At 69.9% G+C, this 16,802-nt stretch carries 14 protein-coding genes; 11 read left to right on the top strand and 3 right to left on the bottom strand.

The annotated features are described in order from the left end of the window. Positions 1-23: 23 nt before the first annotated feature. Positions 24-1,148, bottom strand: coding sequence for a hypothetical protein (locus ABT057_RS27870; RefSeq protein ID WP_352346350.1), 1,125 nt, complete (start codon positions 1,146-1,148; stop codon positions 24-26). 125 nt (positions 1,149-1,273) lie between these two features. Further along, entirely contained in the window at positions 1,274-2,404 is a 1,131-nt protein-coding gene (locus ABT057_RS27865) for a DNA methyltransferase (protein ID WP_352346349.1), read from the bottom strand. A 29-nt stretch (positions 2,405-2,433) separates the two neighbouring features. On the opposite strand from ABT057_RS27865, the gene ABT057_RS27860 reads away from it, so the two are divergent. The 4 genes from ABT057_RS27860 to ABT057_RS27845 all read left to right on the top strand — a co-directional run bounded on the left by ABT057_RS27860 (position 2,434) and on the right by ABT057_RS27845 (position 4,143). Beyond that, entirely contained in the window at positions 2,434-2,736 is a 303-nt protein-coding gene (locus ABT057_RS27860; protein WP_352346348.1) for a helix-turn-helix domain-containing protein, read from the top strand. Between the two features lie 352 nt (positions 2,737-3,088). Next, positions 3,089-3,187: a DUF4244 domain-containing protein gene (locus ABT057_RS27855; protein WP_352346347.1), complete on the top strand. Its 99-nt coding sequence runs from the start codon at positions 3,089-3,091 to the stop codon at positions 3,185-3,187. After that, entirely contained in the window at positions 3,174-3,608 is a 435-nt protein-coding gene (locus ABT057_RS27850) for a TadE family type IV pilus minor pilin (RefSeq protein WP_352346346.1), read from the top strand. Before ABT057_RS27855 ends, ABT057_RS27850 begins: the two co-directional genes overlap by 14 nt. 49 nt (positions 3,609-3,657) lie before the next feature. Beyond that, on the top strand, positions 3,658-4,143 hold the full coding sequence (locus tag ABT057_RS27845) for an Rv3654c family TadE-like protein (protein ID WP_352346345.1): 486 nt from the start codon (positions 3,658-3,660) through the stop codon (positions 4,141-4,143). On the opposite strand, the gene ABT057_RS27840 is transcribed toward ABT057_RS27845, so the two are convergent. Beyond that, positions 4,055-6,562 carry a DEAD/DEAH box helicase gene (locus ABT057_RS27840; RefSeq protein ID WP_352346344.1) on the bottom strand — a complete coding sequence of 836 codons (2,508 nt, stop codon included), beginning with the start codon at positions 6,560-6,562 and terminating at the stop codon, positions 4,055-4,057. The genes ABT057_RS27845 and ABT057_RS27840 overlap by 89 nt on opposite strands. An 80-nt stretch (positions 6,563-6,642) precedes the next feature. On the opposite strand from ABT057_RS27840, the gene bldG reads away from it, so the two are divergent. From bldG to topA, 7 genes are all read left to right on the top strand, one after another. Next, on the top strand, positions 6,643-6,984 hold the full coding sequence (gene bldG / locus ABT057_RS27835) for an anti-sigma factor antagonist BldG (protein ID WP_352346343.1): 342 nt from the start codon (positions 6,643-6,645) through the stop codon (positions 6,982-6,984). 107 nt (positions 6,985-7,091) lie between these two features. Then, positions 7,092-7,523, top strand: a complete 432-nt coding sequence (locus tag ABT057_RS27830) for an ATP-binding protein (RefSeq protein ID WP_352346342.1) — start codon at positions 7,092-7,094, stop codon at positions 7,521-7,523. Between the two features lie 241 nt (positions 7,524-7,764). Then, on the top strand, positions 7,765-10,170 hold the full coding sequence (locus ABT057_RS27825; RefSeq protein WP_352346341.1) for a sodium-translocating pyrophosphatase: 2,406 nt from the start codon (positions 7,765-7,767) through the stop codon (positions 10,168-10,170). A gap of 193 nt (positions 10,171-10,363) precedes the next feature. After that, entirely contained in the window at positions 10,364-10,966 is a 603-nt protein-coding gene (locus ABT057_RS27820; RefSeq protein ID WP_352346340.1) for a small secreted protein, read from the top strand. A 35-nt stretch (positions 10,967-11,001) separates the two neighbouring features. Beyond that, positions 11,002-12,540: a DUF7059 domain-containing protein gene (locus ABT057_RS27815; RefSeq protein WP_352346339.1), complete on the top strand. Its 1,539-nt coding sequence runs from the start codon at positions 11,002-11,004 to the stop codon at positions 12,538-12,540. A gap of 655 nt (positions 12,541-13,195) precedes the next feature. Continuing rightward, entirely contained in the window at positions 13,196-13,393 is a 198-nt protein-coding gene (locus tag ABT057_RS27810) for a hypothetical protein (RefSeq protein WP_352346338.1), read from the top strand. A gap of 434 nt (positions 13,394-13,827) precedes the next feature. Continuing rightward, complete coding sequence (gene topA / locus ABT057_RS27805) at positions 13,828-16,671, top strand: type I DNA topoisomerase (protein ID WP_352346337.1); 2,844 nt, start codon at positions 13,828-13,830, stop codon at positions 16,669-16,671. Positions 16,672-16,802 lie beyond the last annotated feature (131 nt).

Here is a 16,802-nt window from a genome sequence, read left to right as displayed (position 1 = left end):
GGATTCAGAACGGCCAGGGTGCGTTACTCGTAGCGGCGGGCGGCCACATCGGAGGCCAGTCGCAGGGCGTCGATGATCGGGGCCTTGTCCTCGCCGACTTGGTCGCGGACGGCGTCGACGAGCTGGTCTTCGATGATGTCCATGTCCAGGTCGGCGACGCGGGAGTAGCTGTCGGCCTGCTGGATGCAGTTCGGGTAGAACGGGATGGGGAAACCGGCCACCGCGTCGGCCTGCAGGTAGCCGAAGATCGCCTGGGCTTCCTTGTCCTGGCGGGACATGACATCCACGGTCCAGATGGGGTCGCCGGAGTGCGGGCCGAAGCGCACGAAGTACATCGATCCGATATTGAACTTCGGCTTCTCGCCCGTGGAGACGTCCTCGATGTCCCGGGTGTATTCATCCCAGAGGTACACCTCGTCCAGCATCGCGGCGGGGACCTTGGCGAAGCAGGGGGAGCCGTTGTTGAACACCCCCGAGAGCGACATCGCCAGCCGGTAGTACTCCAGGACCTGGGTGTTTTTCGCCAGTCCCACCAGCCACACCTTGCGCCGGTCCTGACGCCGGATGCGCTCTATGGCGTTGTACATCAACTCGCCCATTTTCACGAACAGTTCGCCCTTGAAAATTTTGGCGCGGAGCAGGCCGTCTCGGACGATCAGCGTGTCGACCGCGTAGTCGCGGTGGCAGATGAGGTCGTACAGCGTGGCCCACTCGCACAGGTCGCGGAAGACCTGCACCCAGCTGGGGGACTTGCCGGACATCATGGGGGAGAGGTCCTGGAGGCGGTCGACGCCCAGGCCGTGCATCATCCGGCCCAGCGCGGTGCGCGGGCTGCCGTCCTCGTGGAACTGGTGGCGGCCCAGGGCGTCGATGTCGGAGATCGGGGAGACCACCTCCATGCACAGCTCTTTGCCGCTGGAGTCCACGACGCGAACGACCTGGAGGTAGAAGGGGTTGAAGGCGACCTTGTTGTTGCCACCGTCGGATGCCATCAGCGCGACCGACGTCGCCGACCGCGGCTTGATCACCCTTACCTCGGAGCGGATGGCGTGGGTCTGCTCGACCAGCTTGTCCAGCTCCGCGCGGCCAGCTTCGACCTGTTCGCCGATCAGTTGCTTGAGCTGCTTGATCTGGTCCGCGTCGAACATGCGCTTCTCCCCAACACCACGCTCTGACTGTCACAGGTGAGTGGTTCACTCATCTGGCCCACACAGCATGCCACGGGGCACTGACAATCAGTTATGAAGTTGTGGGAAGTAACCGGGTTACCTGCTCAGCGGGGCAGTCCGACCAATTCGGCGATCAGGTCGATCTCGTCGACGGCGGAACCGGCCTTGCCGAATTGCTCGGCCTGCCGTGTGCGCTTCGGCGGAACGCCGGCCTGGCGGACATCCCTGACGACCCATCCGGCCTTCGCCTCCTTCACGGAGGCCACCAGCATGGCCTCCGGGTCGGTGCGAGCCGAGGGAAGGGCTCCGAAGCGGATCGCGAGCCGGGCACCCTGGTTGCAGCGGCGGGCGGCGGCGGCCCATACCTCGGCAAGCGCCTGGATGAAGGACTCCTGGTTTGGCTGGCGGGCGATCTGCCCGTGGGTGCCGTAGGGGACCTCTGCAGGGCCGCCGAGAAACCAGGAACGCAGCCACTGGTCGGCCACGTAGGTGCGCATGCCGTAGTACGGAGGCGAGGTGACGACCAGATCGAACTTCTGCCGCAGGCCGTTGAGGGTCTCGACGGAGTCGCCCAGGTAGACCTTCCCGCCGTGGGCGAGCGGGGCCGCGTCCAGCAGCCGTGCGGCCCGCCGCTCGATGACCTCCAGGGTCGGGACACGTACCGGCTTCACGCCGCGTGTGGACCAATACTTCACCGCGTAAGCGGGCTTGGAGGCGTAGGTGCGCGGCATCTGGTTCGACAGGTACGAGGGGAGGTTCTTGTTGCGGGGGCCGTGCAGGATGCCCAGCAGGACAGCCCGCAGCATGGCCGCCGTCGGCGTGGTCATCTCCAGCAGTACCTCGCGCAGTGTCACCAGCTCGCGCAGCGTCTCCCGCTCGAAGCACCACTGCCAGAAATCACCGTCGGGCACTTTGCCCCGAGAGTCGCCGTCGAGGATCTGCCGGGCGAGGCGGACCACCGCGCCGGGCGTGACTTGGATGAGCTTGGCCTGGGCGATGGCGGCGGCCACCGGATTGATGTCGATGCCCACTGACGGCAGCCCTGCCAGACGCGCGGCATACAGCGTGGTGCCCCGCCCGCAGAACGGGTCCAGCACTCGGGTGGCCTCGGGATGGGCGGCGAGCTGCTGGAGCGGGAAGTCCAGGGGGAACATCGTGTAGTAGGGGCAGACAGCGTTCAGCCGCAGCGCGTCCTCAGGCCAACTGGGAGAAGGGGCCGCCGCGTTCACCGTCATGGGGTAATGATACAGGTATAGTTACACCCATGTCGCGGAGGAGGCTTGATCCCGACGCACGGCGGCGCGGGCAGATGCTGGCCTCCCGCCTGACGCAGGCCCGGCGGAACTCCGGGCGCTCGGCCGAGGCTGTCGCCCGCGGTGCGGGGATCTCCGTCGAGACCGTGCGCAGTATCGAAAAGGGACGTACGTCCACACCAGAGTTCTTCACCGTCGCCGCTCTGGCTACCGAGCTGGGAATTTCGCTCGACACGCTGTACGCGTCCGTCCGCCTGCCTCCCCAAAGCGATCTTCACGCTGCCGACGACCCTAGCGTCGACACCTTGGACTGAACTACCCCTTGCGACCTGCGGACTCTCCTCTGCAGGAGGGGTGTTGTCAGTCCCGCAGGGTGTGTTGCTGCCAGGCCCCGGGCCTGCTGAGATGACGCAGGAGCCCGGGAAGGAGGTGGGAGGCATGACCCTTCCTGGCGGCCGCACGCTGGCGGTTTCTGTCCACAGGCTCGACCCATTTAGATCTTCGGCATGATCTTTCCCGGTACTTCCAGTCCGGCTGAGGCCAGGCGCCACCATCGGCTCACCTCTCCTGTAGCCGTGCGCCGGATAACGTCCCTAACGTGCCTTACATCAGATCAGTCGCACGACCTGCTAGGACACTTGACAACCCTAGATAACCCAAGCGGCCGTGGGGTTCGCCGTGCTCCTCTACGAGGTGGTCACGAGCGACGCCGTCACCGCGCAGTTGCAGGACATCGTGAAACGGGCGCTCAGTGCCGGGATGTGAGCGGCGGCCCAGGTTCGGCTGTGACCGGGGGTTCGTGACGGCGGAGTCGGCCGTGGTGCTGCCGGTGCTGGTGGCGTTCGCCATGGCGCTGGTGTGGGGGCTGCTCGTGGTGGCCGCTCAGATCCAGTGCGTGGACGCGGCCAGGACCGGCGCCCGGGCGGCGGCCCGGCAGGATCCGGTCGGCACGGTCGTCGCACTGGCCCGGGCGGCGGCCCCGCGCGGGGCCCGGGTCACGGTGAGCAGAGAGGGCGACCAGGTCCGCGTGGTCGTCGTGGCGAGGCCACCGGTTCTGCGGGGGCTGCCCTTCGAGGTACGGGAGGAGGCCGTGGCGGCGGCGGAGGACGCGGTGGCGGCGGAGGACGCGGTGGCGGCGGACACGGTGGACACACAGGGCGCGAGCGTGGCCGGGAGGAGGCCGTGAGGGTGGCTGAGAGGGCCGTGGAGACGTCGAGGGGCGGGGGAGGTGGGCCGTGAGGGGTGGTGTCGTCCGGGCGCGGCAGCGGGGCTGTGGCTGCGACCGATGCCGTGACCGGAGCAGTGACCGATCTCGTGACCGGAGCAGTGCCCCGAGCGGTGACCGGGGGTCCGCCACCGTTTGGAGCCTCGCCGCGATCGCCGTGATCTGTGTGGTGTTCGGCGTCGTGCTCGCCCTGGGACAGGCCGTCGTGGCCCGGCACCGGGCTGCCGGGGGTGCGGATCTCGCGGCGCTCGCGGCGGCGGACCACTGGCCGGACGGCGAGGAGGAGGCCTGCGCCCGAGCGGGACGGGTGGCTCGGGAGCAGGGCGCGCGGCTGGTGCAATGCGCGATCGAGGGAGAGATCTCGGACGTGACGGCGGCGTCCGGCCAAGGACCCTTCACCGTCGAGGTCAGGGCACGGGCGGGCCCTCCGGGGCCGGTGTCGCCGCCTGAGGCCTCTCCGGTGCCTCCTCCGGGGCCCCCCGAAGCAGCTCCGTGAGCAGTCGTACCGCGCCCCGCTTGTGCAGCGGATCATTGCCGTTGCCGCACTTGGGGGACTGGATGCAGGACGGGCAGCCGGCGTCGCACTCGCAGGAGGCGATCGCCTCGCGGGTGGCGGTCAGCCAGGCGCGGGCCGTGTGGAAGGCGCGCTCCGCGAATCCCGCGCCGCCGGGATGGCCGTCGTAGACGAAGACCGTCGGGAGCAGGGTGTCGGGGTGCAGGGGGACCGACACACCGCCGATGTCCCAGCGGTCGCAGGTCGCGAAGAGGGGCAGCAGGCCGATGGAGGCGTGTTCGGCGGCGTGCAGGGCACCGCCGAGGATCTCGGGGTTGACGCGGGCCGCGTCCAGCTGGTCCTCGGTGACCGTCCACCACACCGCGCGGGTGCGCAGCGTACGAGGAGGGAGGTCGAGCTTCGACTCGCCCAGTACCTCACCGGTGATCAGACGACGACGCAGGAAGGAGACCACCTGGTTGGTGACTTCGACCGAGCCGTAGCACAGGCGCCCCGCGCCCCAGGGGATCTCGACGTCGGTCTCCAGGACGGAGATGGACGTGGTGTCGCGGGCGACCGTCGAATACGGCGGGACCGCCTCCTCGACGAGGGCGACCGAGTCCTCCAGGTCCAGGGAGCGGACGAGATACGTGCGGCCCTGGTGGAGGTGTACGGCGCCCTCGTGGACGGTGGTGTGGGCGGAGCCGGCGTCGACGGTGCCGAGCAGCCGGCCCGTGCCCTCCTCGACGATCTGCACCGGCCGGCCGCCCTCGCCGCGGATGTCGGTGAGGTCGGCGGCCCGCTCCCGGCGGGTCCAGTGCCAGGCCTTCGTCCGGCGGCGCAGCAGCTTGGCGGCCTCCAGCTGGGGGAGCAGGGCTTCGGTCTCGGGACCGAAGAGCGCGAGGTCCTCCTCCGTCAGCGGGAGTTCCGCGGCCGCCGCGCACAGGTGCGGGGCGAGGACATAGGGGTTGTCGGGGTCGAGGACCGTCGACTCCACCGGGCGGTCGAACAGCGCCTCCGGGTGGTGGACGAGGAAGGTGTCCAGCGGGTCGTCGCGGGCGACCAGGATCGCCAGCGCCCCCTGCCCGGCCCGTCCGGCGCGGCCGGCCTGTTGCCACAGGGAGGCGCGGGTGCCCGGGTAACCGGCGATCAGGACGGCGTCCAGACCGGAGACGTCGATGCCGAGCTCCAGAGCGGTCGTGGCGGCGAGGCCGATGAGTTCGCCGGAGTGGAGGGCCTGTTCGAGGGCGCGGCGTTCCTCGGGCAGGTAGCCGCCCCGGTACGCCGCGACACGCCGGGCGAGGGAGCGGTCGACCTCCGCCAGCCGCTCCTGGGCGATCACCGAGATCAGCTCGGCGCCGCGCCGGGAGCGGATGAAGGCGACCGTGCGCACGCCCTGCACGGCGAGGTCGGTGAGCAGGTCGGCGGTCTCGGCGGTGGCGGTACGGCGGACGGGGGCGCCCTTCTCGCCCTGCAGCTCGGTGAGCGGGGGCTCCCAAAGGGCGAACACCAGTTCACCGCGGGGTGACGCGTCGTCGGCGACCTCGACCACCGGGAGGCCGGTGAGGCGGCCGGCGGCCTCGGCGGGCTCGGCGGCCGTCGCGGAGGCCAGCAGGAAGACCGGGGAGGCGCCGTAGCGGGCGCACAGGCGGCGCAGACGGCGCAGCACCTGGGCGACGTGGGAGCCGAACACGCCGCGGTAGGTGTGGCACTCGTCGATGACGACGTACTTCAGCGACTTGAGGAAGGAGGACCAGCGGGGGTGGGACGGGAGGATCCCGCGGTGCAGCATGTCCGGGTTGGTCAGGACGTAGTTCGCGTACTGGCGGATCCACTCGCGCTCCTCGAACGGCGTGTCGCCGTCGTACACGGCCGGGCGCACGGCGTTTCCCAGCGGTTGTGAAAGTTCCTTCACGGACCGGCACTGGTCGGCAGCGAGGGCCTTCGTGGGGGCCAGGTAGAGAGTGGTGGCGCCTCGGCCGTTCGGGGCCTCGGAGCCGTCCAGAAGGGTGGAGAGGACCGGGACGAGGTACGCCAGGGACTTGCCGGACGCCGTACCCGTGGCGACGACCACCGAGTCGCCGTCGAGGGCGTGCTCGGCGGCGAGTGCCTGGTGGGCCCAGGGGTGCTCGATGCCGCACGCCTGCACCGCCGCGACGACTTCCGGGCGAATCCGGTGAGGCCAGACGGCATGGCGACCCGCGCGCGGGGGCAAGTGCTCCGTATGAGTGATGCGCGACGCCCGGCTCGGGCCCGGGGCGAGCCGGTCCAGGAGCGCGCTCGGCGACAGGCGCGGAGCGGGCTGTGCCGAGGATCGATCGGATCGGAGATTCTTGGCCATCGGCACCGAGTGTGTCACCGGCGTGACGGACAATGGAGCCAAGGCGTCGTACACGCCTGCCGGTAAGTGATTGAATGCCATCGCGGCTGGCGAACCGTCCAGGGGGCTCTGCCGAGGTGTCCCGAGGGGCGACCGCTCGATAGCAAGGTGCTGGAGGATCCGTGGACCTGTCCCTGTCGACCGAAACCGTCGGCGATCGCACGATCGTCAAGGTCGGTGGCGAAATCGACGTATATACCGCGCCCAAGCTGCGCGAGCAGCTGGTCGAGCTGGTGAACGACGGGAATTTCCACCTCGTCGTGGACATGGAGGGCGTGGACTTCCTCGACTCCACCGGGCTCGGCGTGCTGGTCGGAGGCCTGAAGCGGGTGCGTGCCCATGAGGGCTCGCTGCGCCTGGTCTGCAACCAGGAGCGCATTCTGAAGATCTTCCGTATCACCGGCCTCACCAAGGTGTTCCCCATCCACACCTCGGTCGAGGAAGCGGTGCAGGCCACCGACTGACCCACCCGTCCGGGTCCGGTGACCCGGACGGCCCAGTTGAACACCGGGGGACCGGGCTTCGGCGGCCCGGCCCCTCGACAGCACGCCCGTAGTTCCGAGGGGGACGCATGGCCACCGTTGAACTCCGCTTCAGCGCGCTGCCCGAGCACGTCAGGACCGCCCGACTGGTGGCGGCAGCGGTGGCGCGCAGGGCCGGAGTGGACGAGGCCGTCCTCGACGAGGTGCGGCTCGCCGTCGGCGAGGCCTGCACCCGCGCTGTCGGTCTGCATCAGAACGGCGGTATCACCGCTCCGGTGAAGGTCGCGCTGATCGAGGAGGAGAAGCAGTTCTCCATCGAGGTCGGCGACGAGGCGCCACGCACCGCCCCCGGAGACCGGGCCTCCGGTTCCGGCGCGGACGACGTGGAGGCCGAGGAGGACGAGATGGGCCTCGCGGTCATCAGCGGCCTCGTCGACGACGTGGAGGTCACCGCCGGGGAGCACGGCGGACTGATCCGGATGACCTGGCCGAGGACTCCGGTGGCGGCGACGCTGAGCTGAGCCGAGCCTCGCGATCATTACCCCGAAGGGCCCTACCTCGTAGGGCCCTTCGGCATGTGCGGACCTCTTCACCGGCGCTTACAGTGGTTTCAAGATTCACACCGAATATCGTGAATGAATTCACGATCATTGGTGACTTTGCTCTTCGGCGAATTCCGTTTGCCGCGCACTGTTTTGATCAGGTTCCGGTATCTACAATCCGTCCACCATCTTGAGCTCAGCCAAGCGTCAAGGAGGACGAATGACGGGGCTTTCTACCCCTCATCGGTTGGACCACTCCACAACCCTCGCAGCCGCAGTGCTGACCGACGACAACCGTCTCCTCGTGGTGGTCATCGGCGTCGTCGCACTGGCTGCGCTCGTCGTCGCCGGCGTCCTGTTGCGCCAGGTTCTGGCGGCCGGCGAGGGCACAGACAGCATGAAGAAGATCGCCGCGGCGGTCCAGGAAGGGGCGAACGCCTATCTGGCACGGCAGCTGCGCACGCTCGGCGTATTCGCCGTCGTCGTGTTCTTCCTGCTGATGACGCTGCCCGCGGACGACTGGAATCAGCGCATCGGGCGGTCGGTGTTCTTCCTGATCGGCGCCGCGTTCTCGGCGGCCACCGGTTATATCGGCATGTGGCTCGCCGTGCGCAGTAATGTGCGTGTGGCCGCGGCGGCCAGGGAAGCCACTCCGGCGGCCGGTGAACCGCAGAAAGATCTCACCGCCGTCTCGCACAAGGCAATGAAGATCGCATTTCGCACCGGCGGCGTGGTCGGCATGTTCACGGTGGGCCTCGGACTGCTCGGAGCCTCCTGTGTGGTGCTGGTGTACGCGGCCGACGCGCCGAAGGTGCTGGAGGGCTTCGGACTCGGCGCGGCGTTGATCGCGATGTTCATGAGGGTCGGCGGCGGCATCTTCACCAAGGCCGCCGACGTCGGCGCCGACCTGGTCGGCAAGGTCGAGCAGGGCATTCCGGAGGACGATCCGCGCAATGCCGCGACCATTGCCGACAACGTGGGCGACAACGTCGGCGACTGCGCGGGCATGGCCGCCGACCTCTTCGAGTCGTACGCCGTGACGCTGGTCGCCGCGCTGATCCTCGGCAAGGTGGCCTTCGGCGACGCGGGCCTCGCGTTCCCGCTGCTGGTGCCGGCGATCGGCGTGCTCACGGCGATGGTCGGCATCTTCGCCGTCGCCCCCCGTCACACCGACCGCAGCGGCATGTCCGCGATCAACAGGGGCTTCTTCATCTCCGCGGTGATCTCGCTGGTACTGGTGGCCGTGGCCGTCTACGTCTACCTGCCGGGCACCTACGCCGACCTCGACGGAGTCACCGACGCGGCGATCCAGGGCAAGAGCGGCGACCCACGCGTCCTCGCGCTGGTCGCGGTGGCCATCGGCATCCTCCTGGCCGCCGTCATCCAGCAGCTGACCGGCTACTTCACCGAGACCACCCGCCGTCCGGTCCGGGACATCGGCAAGTCGTCCCTGACGGGCCCGGCGACGGTCGTCCTGGCCGGTATCTCCGTCGGCCTCGAATCGGCCGTCTACACCGCCCTGCTCATCGGCCTGGGCGTCTACGGGGCGTTCCTGCTCGGCGGAACGTCGATCATGCTGGCACTGTTCGCGGTGGCGCTGGCCGGCACCGGCCTGCTCACCACCGTCGGCGTGATCGTCGCGATGGACACCTTCGGGCCGGTCTCCGACAACGCGCAGGGCATCGCCGAGATGTCCGGCGACGTCGAGGGCGCGGGCGCGCAGGTGCTCACCAACCTCGACGCGGTCGGCAACACCACCAAGGCGATCACCAAGGGCATCGCCATCGCCACCGCCGTCCTCGCGGCGTCGGCGCTCTTCGGGTCGTACCGGGACGCGATCACGACCGGCGCGCAGGACGTCGGCGAGAAGCTCTCCGGGCCGGGCGCGCCGATGAACCTGATGATGGACATCTCGCAGCCGAACAACCTCGTCGGCCTGATCGCGGGCGCGGCCGTCGTCTTCCTCTTCTCGGGGCTGGCGATCAACGCGGTGTCGCGGTCGGCGGGGTCCGTGGTGTTCGAGGTGCGGCGGCAGTTCCGCGAGCACCCCGGGATCATGGACTACACCGAGCAGCCGGAATACGGCAAGGTCGTCGACATCTGCACCCGGGACGCCCTGCGGGAGCTGGCGACCCCGGGGCTGCTCGCCGTGCTGGCGCCCATCTTCGTCGGGTTTACCCTGGGGGTCGGCGCCCTCGGCTCGTTCCTGGCGGGCGCGATCGGTGCGGGCACCCTGATGGCCGTGTTCCTCGCCAACTCCGGCGGGGCGTGGGACAACGCCAAGAAGCTCGTCGAGGACGGCCACCACGGCGGCAAGGGCAGTGAGGCGCACGCGGCCACGGTGATCGGTGACACGGTCGGTGACCCCTTCAAGGACACCGCGGGGCCTGCGATCAACCCGCTGCTGAAGGTCATGAACCTGGTCGCGCTGTTGATCGCGCCCGCGGTGATCAAGTTCAGTTACGGCGAGGACAAGAGCATCGGGGTGAGGATCGCGATCGCGCTCCTCGCGCTCCTGGTGATCGTCGGCGCGGTGTACGTCTCCAAGCGGCGCGGCATCGCCATGGGTGACGAGGACAACGCCGACTCGTCGTCCAAGTCGGTCGATCCCGCGGTGGTTTCGTAGGCCTGCCGACGGGGCCCAGCTCAAAGGGCGGGCGGGAGACGTGTGTTGACGCGTCCCCCGCCCGCTGTGCTGTCCGTGTGCCCGGGCCGTGAGCCTTCTCTCTCTTGGTGCAAAAGGCTTCAAACGCACATCGAGTGGACATTCGTTCTGGGGTTGGCGCCCCGTGGGCGTGTATGTTCCGGGGCCGAGAGCCATGGAAGGGACCAAACCGGTGAACAAGAAGCTCGCGGCCGCACTGTCCGGCGGTGCGGTACTGGTACTGGCGCTGTCCGGATGCGGTGGCAGCGACGACGGCAACAAGGAACTCGACGCCTGGGCCAAGCAGGTCTGCGACTCGCTGCCCGCGCAGGACGCGAAGGTCGACGCGGCCAACGCCGCCATCAAGCAGGCCGCCACGGACAACAACGCCCCGGAGAACGTCCAGAAGACCGACTCGCAGGCCTTCCAGGACATGTCCGACGCCTACGCGGTGCTCGCACAGGCCGTCCAGAAGGCCGGCACACCGCCGGGCGTCGACGGCGGCGCGAAGAAGCAGAAGGACGCCGTCACGGCGCTCAACACGCTCTCCACCTCCTACGCGGACCTGAAGAAGCAGGTCGACGCGCTCGACACGAAGGACCAGGGGAAGTTCGCCGACGGCCTCGCGGACATCGCCACCCAGCTCGGCACGCTCAGCAAGACCGGCAACACCGCGCTGAAGAACCTCGAGCAGGGCGACGTCAAGGACGCCATGGCCAAGCAGGACAGCTGCAAGAAGGTCGCGGCCTCCGCGTCGGCCCGCGCGACGAGGAGCTGAGTCCCGAGCACCCGCGGGGAGGGTGAGCGGGGACAATGGAGGGCGTGAGTGACGCCAGCCTGTCCCCCCTGTCCGTCCTGCCCTCCGCCGACCGCCCCGACGTGGCCGCCCGGCTGCGCGAGGCCCTGCTCGCGGCCGCCTTCACCGCCGACGGCCTGCTCGACCTGCTCGGTGCCCCCGCCTACGCGGCTCTGGCGCGCGGCGAGACCGTGCCCGCGCTCCGGGCGACCCGCGGGGACACTCCGCTGGAGACCCTCGTCCGCCTCTTCCTGCTCCAGCAGCCCGTGCCGTACGCGCGCGTGGAGGATTTTCTTCCCGTACACGCGTGCGTGGAGAGCGGTTGGCTGGCGCGGGCCGGCACCGACGAGGTGACCGCGACCGTGGACGTACGGCCGTACGGCGGGCCAGACGGCGAGGACTGGTTCATCGTGTCCGACCTCGGCTGTGCGGTCGGCGGGGCCGGCGGCATCGGCAGCCGCGACGAGAGGGTCGTCCTCGGGGTCGGCGGCGCCTCCACCACCCTCGCCGGGATCACCGTCCGCACGCCCGTCTCCGCGGCCCTCGACCTCGGCACCGGCTCCGGCATCCAGGCGCTGCACGCCGCCCGGCACGCCACGCGTGTGACGGCGACCGACCTCAACCCGCGCGCGCTGCACATCACCGCGCTCACCCTCGTCCTCTCCGGCGCCCCCGCCGCAAGTCTGCGCGAGGGCTCCCTCTTCGACCCGCTCCGGGGCGACGAGACGTACGACCTCATCGTCTCCAACCCGCCGTTCGTGATCTCGCCCGGCGCCCGGCTGACGTACCGGGACGGCGGAATGGGCGGGGACGATCTCTGCCGCTCACTCGTCCAGGGAGCGGGCGAGCGCCTGAACGAGGGCGGGTTCGCACAGTTCCTGGCCAACTGGCAGCACGTGGAGGGCGAGGACTGGCAGGACAGGCTCAGGTCGTGGGTGCCGCGCGGCTGCGACGCGTGGATCGTGCAGCGCGAGGTGCAGGACGTCACGCAGTACGCCGAGCTGTGGCTGAGGGACGCCGGCGACCACCGGGGCGACCAGACCGAGTACCAGGCGCGATACGACGCGTGGCTGGACGAGTTCGAGGCGCGCAAGGTGAAGGCCGTCGGCTTCGGCTGGATCACCCTGCGCAGGACGACGGCCGCCGAACCCGTCGTCACCGTGGAGGAGTGGCCGCACCCGGTCGAACAACCGCTCGGCGACACCGTCCGCGCCCACTTCGAGCGGCTCGACTACCTGCGGGCGCACGACGACGCGGCCCTGCTCGGCGGGCACTTCAGGCTGGCCCGCGAGATCGTCCAGGAGCAGGTCGGCATGCCCGGCGCCGAGGACCCCGAGCACGTCGTGCTGCGCCAGCACCGGGGGATGCGCCGCGCGACCAAGGTGGACACGGTCGGGGCGGGCTTCGCGGGCGTCTGCGACGGCACGCTGAGCGCGGGCCGCATCCTGGACGCCATCGCCCAACTGGTCGGCGAGGACCCGGTGCTGCTGCGCGACCGCACGCCCGCCCAGATCCGGCTGTTGGTGGAGCAGGGCTTCCTGGAACCGGCGCAGTGATCCCGCTCGGCTCGCCGCGCCCGGCCTCCTTCGGCTGAGACGCGCAGAGCTTCACCGGAGGCAGTGGCCCGGAGGCTCGGGCAGGTGCTGCGGACGGCGCCAGGCGGGACGCCGCCGGGGTGGGGCGGCGGGGGCGGCCGCGGGTTCCCGGATGCGGGCGTGGGCTTGGCCCGGCCTGTCGGCGACCCCGGGCCGTTCTTCGTCGCGGGCGCCCCCGTGCGCCGACAGCGGGCTACGGGGCCGGTGCGGCCGTCGTGGGCGGATCGCCCTCGCCGCTCGGGTCGAGGTCGGCAGGTGTCGACCCGTGGATCGGACAGATGAGCGTCGGCGACCGCTGGATCTTCGAGGACCTGGAGGAGGGCCGCAAGCCGCTCCTCACGGATTGCGCCAAACCGCGCACGAATCGAGTGATCGGCCTCCCCGGCCGTGTGAGACGCGTCGCAGTCCGGTCGGCCGGTCGGCCCGGCGCGTTCAGGGAGGGCCGTGACGGGGTCGTGGCCGGGGGAGGAGCGCCCGGCGGCCACCCTGCCCGGCGGTCCGCCGCTCCCCTTCCGTAGACCGGCCGTTCACCTCGGGTTCGCCCGGCCGCCGCCCGCGCGTGTCAGCCTCGCTGGGGCGACGCACGCGCGGTCGGGAGAAAAGGGGCGGGGCGATCATGGAGCGAGGGCCGGCGATCTTCGCGGGAATGGTGTTCGCACTGTTCGGAGGCGTGCTGCTGGTGTGGACCGCGGTCCGTGTGCGGCACCGCGAACCCGTCGCCCAAGGTGTGAGTCCTGTCGCATCGGCGACCCTCGCCTCGCTTGCCGCGGTCGTCGCGCTGGCCGTCGGAACGTGGTGCCTCACCCACATCTGACCCCCGTCCGAATCTCCTCCGAACCCCCTCCGGATCGACTCCGGATCCCCGCCGGATTCTTGCCGGCCGGCCCTCGGGCCCCCTCCGGAACGCCTTCCGACTGCCTGCGCACAACCTCTGGGCGGCCTCCGGATCACGTTCTCACCGTCTCCGGGTCCGCCTTCCAGGATGTTGCCGGGACCCCTGTTCGATACGCGTAAGCAGGGGCGCCGTGCCAAAGGAGAGGCTCCCTTCCGGTCAGGCGGAAAAGGACCGGTCGGCACTCCGGGCGGCAGGAATGGCGGTAGTCGGGTTACCGTTCGAGTGGCCGTTGCGGGCTTTTCCCGTTTGACACGGGGGCGGGATGTACCGTCACACTCCGCAGCGTCACCATGACCCGACCCCGGGAGCAAGGCCTGGGGAGGCCCCAGCGTCGACCGGAGAGAAGAGCGAAGTTGTCCCCGACCAGCGAGACCGCGAAGGGCGGCCGCCGACTCGTCATCGTCGAGTCGCCTGCCAAGGCGAAGACGATCAAGGGTTACCTCGGCCCCGGCTATATCGTCGAGGCCAGCGTCGGGCACATCCGCGACCTTCCGAACGGCGCCGCGGAGGTGCCGGAGACCTACACCGGCGAGGTCCGCCGCCTCGGCGTGGACGTCGAGCACGACTTCGCGCCGATCTATGTGGTCAACGCCGACAAGCGGGCGCAGGTCAAGAAGCTCAAGGACCTGCTCAAGGAGTCCGACGAGCTCTTCCTCGCCACCGATGAGGACCGGGAGGGCGAGGCGATCGCCTGGCACCTCCAGGAGGTCCTGAAGCCGAAGATCCCCGTCAAGCGGATGGTCTTCCACGAGATCACCAAGGACGCGATCCGGGCCGCCGTCGCCAACCCGCGCCAGCTCAACCAGAAGCTCGTCGACGCCCAGGAGACCCGCCGCATCCTCGACCGCCTCTACGGCTACGAGGTCTCGCCGGTCCTGTGGAAGAAGGTCATGCCGCGGCTGTCGGCCGGCCGTGTGCAGTCGGTCGCGACGCGACTCGTCGTCCAGCGGGAACGCGAGCGCATCGCGTTTCGTTCCGCCGAGTACTGGGACCTGACGGGCACCTTCGCGACCGGCCGCGCGGGGGATCCCTCGGACCCGTCGTCGCTGGTCGCCCGCCTCCAGTCCGTCGACGGCAGCCGGGTCGCGCAGGGCCGCGACTTCGACTCCCTGGGACAGCTCAAGAGCGAGAACATCCTCCACCTCGACGAGGCGAACGCCCGCGCGCTGGCCGCCGCCCTGGAGAACACCCGCTTCTCCGTCCGGTCCGTCGAGTCCAAGCCGTACCGCCGCTCGCCGTACGCCCCGTTCCGTACGACGACGCTGCAGCAGGAGGCCAGCCGCAAGCTCGGCTTCGGCGCGAAGGCCACCATGCAGGTCGCGCAGAAGCTGTACGAGAACGGCTACATCACGTACATGCGTACGGACTCCACGACCCTGAGCGACACCGCGGTCTCCGCGGCCCGCGCCCAGGTCACGCAGCTGTACGGCGCCGACTACCTGCCGGCCCAGCCGCGCACGTACGCCGGGAAGGTCAAGAACGCCCAGGAGGCGCACGAGGCGATCCGCCCCTCGGGTGATCGTTTCCGCACTCCGGCCGAGACCGGTCTGACCGGCGACCAGTTCAAGCTGTACGAGCTGATCTGGAAGCGGACCGTCGCCTCCCAGATGAAGGACGCGACCGGCAACAGCGTCACGGTGAAGATCGGCGGCACCGCCGCCGACGGCCGGGACGTCGAGTTCAGCGCCTCCGGCAAGACGATCACCTTCCACGGCTTCCTCAAGGCATACGTCGAAGGCGCCGACGACCCGAACGCCGAGCTGGACGACCGCGAGCGCCGCCTGCCCCAGGTCGCCGAGGGCGACCCGCTCGGCGCCCAGGAGATCACGGTCGACGGGCACGCCACCAAGCCCCCGGCCCGCTACACCGAGGCCAGCCTGGTCAAGGAGCTCGAAGAGCGCGAGATCGGGCGCCCGTCGACGTACGCGTCGATCATCGGCACCATCCTCGACCGCGGCTATGTGTTCAAGAAGGGCACGGCGCTCGTCCCGTCCTTCCTGTCCTTCGCCGTCGTCAACCTCCTGGAGAAGCACTTCGGGCGGCTCGTCGACTACGACTTCACCGCCAAGATGGAGGACGACCTCGACCGCATCGCCCGCGGCGAGGCGCAGGCCGTGCCGTGGCTCAAGCGGTTCTACTTCGGCGAGGGAACCGGAGAGGGCGGCGCCGCCGACGCCGGGAACGGCGACGGGGACCACCTCGGCGGCCTCAAGGAGCTGGTGACCGACCTGGGCGCGATCGACGCGCGCGAGGTGTCGTCGTTCCCCGTGGGCAGCGGCATCGTGCTGCGGGTCGGCCGCTACGGCCCGTACATCGAGCGCGGCGAGAAGGACACGGAAGGCCACCAGCGCGCGGACATCCCCGAGGACCTCGCGCCCGACGAGCTGTCCGTCGACCTCGCCGAGGAACTGCTCGCCAAGCCGAGCGGCGACTTCGAGCTGGGCGCCGACCCGGTCAGCGGCCACCAGATCGTCGCCAAGGCCGGCCGCTACGGCCCGTACGTCACCGAGGTGCTCCCCGAGGGCACCCCGAAGACCGGCAAGAACGCCGTCAAGCCGCGTACGGCCTCGCTGTTCAAGTCGATGTCGCTGGACACGGTGACGCTCGACGACGCCCTCAAACTGATGTCCCTGCCGCGGGTCGTCGGCGCCGACGCCGAGGGCCAGGAGATCACCGCGCAGAACGGCCGCTACGGGCCGTACCTGAAGAAGGGCACCGACTCGCGCTCGCTGCAGTCCGAGGACCAGCTCTTCACGATCACCCTCGAAGAGGCGCTGCAGATCTACGCCCAGCCCAAGCAGCGTGGCCGCGCGGCCGCCAAGCCGCCGCTGAAGGAGCTCGGCCAGGACCCGGTCAGCGGGAAGCCGGTCGTCGTCAAGGACGGCCGCTTCGGGGCGTACGTCACCGACGGGGAGACCAACGCGACCCTGCGCTCCGGCGACAGCGTCGAGGAGATCACCCCGGAGCGCGGCTACGAGCTGCTCGCCGAGAAGCGGGCGAAGAGCCCCGCCAAGAAGACGGCGAAGAAGGCGCCCGCGAAGAAGGCCCCCGCGAAGAAGGCGACGGCCAAGAAGGCGGCCCCGGCGAAGAAGACGGCCGCCGCCAAGACGACCGCCGCGAAGAAGACCACGACGGCCGCGAAGAAGACGACGGCGGCCAGGACGTCGTCGTCCACGGCGCCCACGTCGGACGACTGACCGCGCTCGTGTCGGACGACTGACCGTGTCCATGTCGGACGACTGACTCCGGCCACGGTTTCCCCACGTCGGCTTCACGAAGTGAACGCCCCGGCATCACTTTGGTGTCGGGGCGGTCGTACGTCCGGACG

It is taken from the genome of Streptomyces sp. NPDC002588, assembly GCF_040295925.1.
Classification (GTDB): Bacteria; Actinomycetota; Actinomycetes; order Streptomycetales; family Streptomycetaceae; genus Streptomyces.
The sequence above is the reverse complement of the archived record's forward strand: the minus strand, read 5'-3'. Positions and strand labels throughout refer to the sequence as shown.

Coding starts and splice junctions, on each gene's coding strand:
- ABT057_RS27870 (WP_352346350.1), bottom strand. CDS start 1,148: ATGTTCGACGCGGACCAGATCAAGCAGCTCAAGCAACTGATCGGCGAA.
- ABT057_RS27865 (WP_352346349.1), bottom strand. CDS start 2,404: ATGACGGTGAACGCGGCGGCCCCTTCTCCCAGTTGGCCTGAGGACGCG.
- ABT057_RS27860 (WP_352346348.1), top strand. CDS start 2,434: ATGTCGCGGAGGAGGCTTGATCCCGACGCACGGCGGCGCGGGCAGATG.
- ABT057_RS27840 (WP_352346344.1), bottom strand. CDS start 6,562: ATGGCATTCAATCACTTACCGGCAGGCGTGTACGACGCCTTGGCTCCA.
- ABT057_RS27830 (WP_352346342.1), top strand. CDS start 7,092: ATGGCCACCGTTGAACTCCGCTTCAGCGCGCTGCCCGAGCACGTCAGG.
- ABT057_RS27825 (WP_352346341.1), top strand. CDS start 7,765: ATGACGGGGCTTTCTACCCCTCATCGGTTGGACCACTCCACAACCCTC.
- ABT057_RS27820 (WP_352346340.1), top strand. CDS start 10,364: ATGGAAGGGACCAAACCGGTGAACAAGAAGCTCGCGGCCGCACTGTCC.
- ABT057_RS27815 (WP_352346339.1), top strand. CDS start 11,002: ATGGAGGGCGTGAGTGACGCCAGCCTGTCCCCCCTGTCCGTCCTGCCC.
- ABT057_RS27810 (WP_352346338.1), top strand. CDS start 13,196: ATGGAGCGAGGGCCGGCGATCTTCGCGGGAATGGTGTTCGCACTGTTC.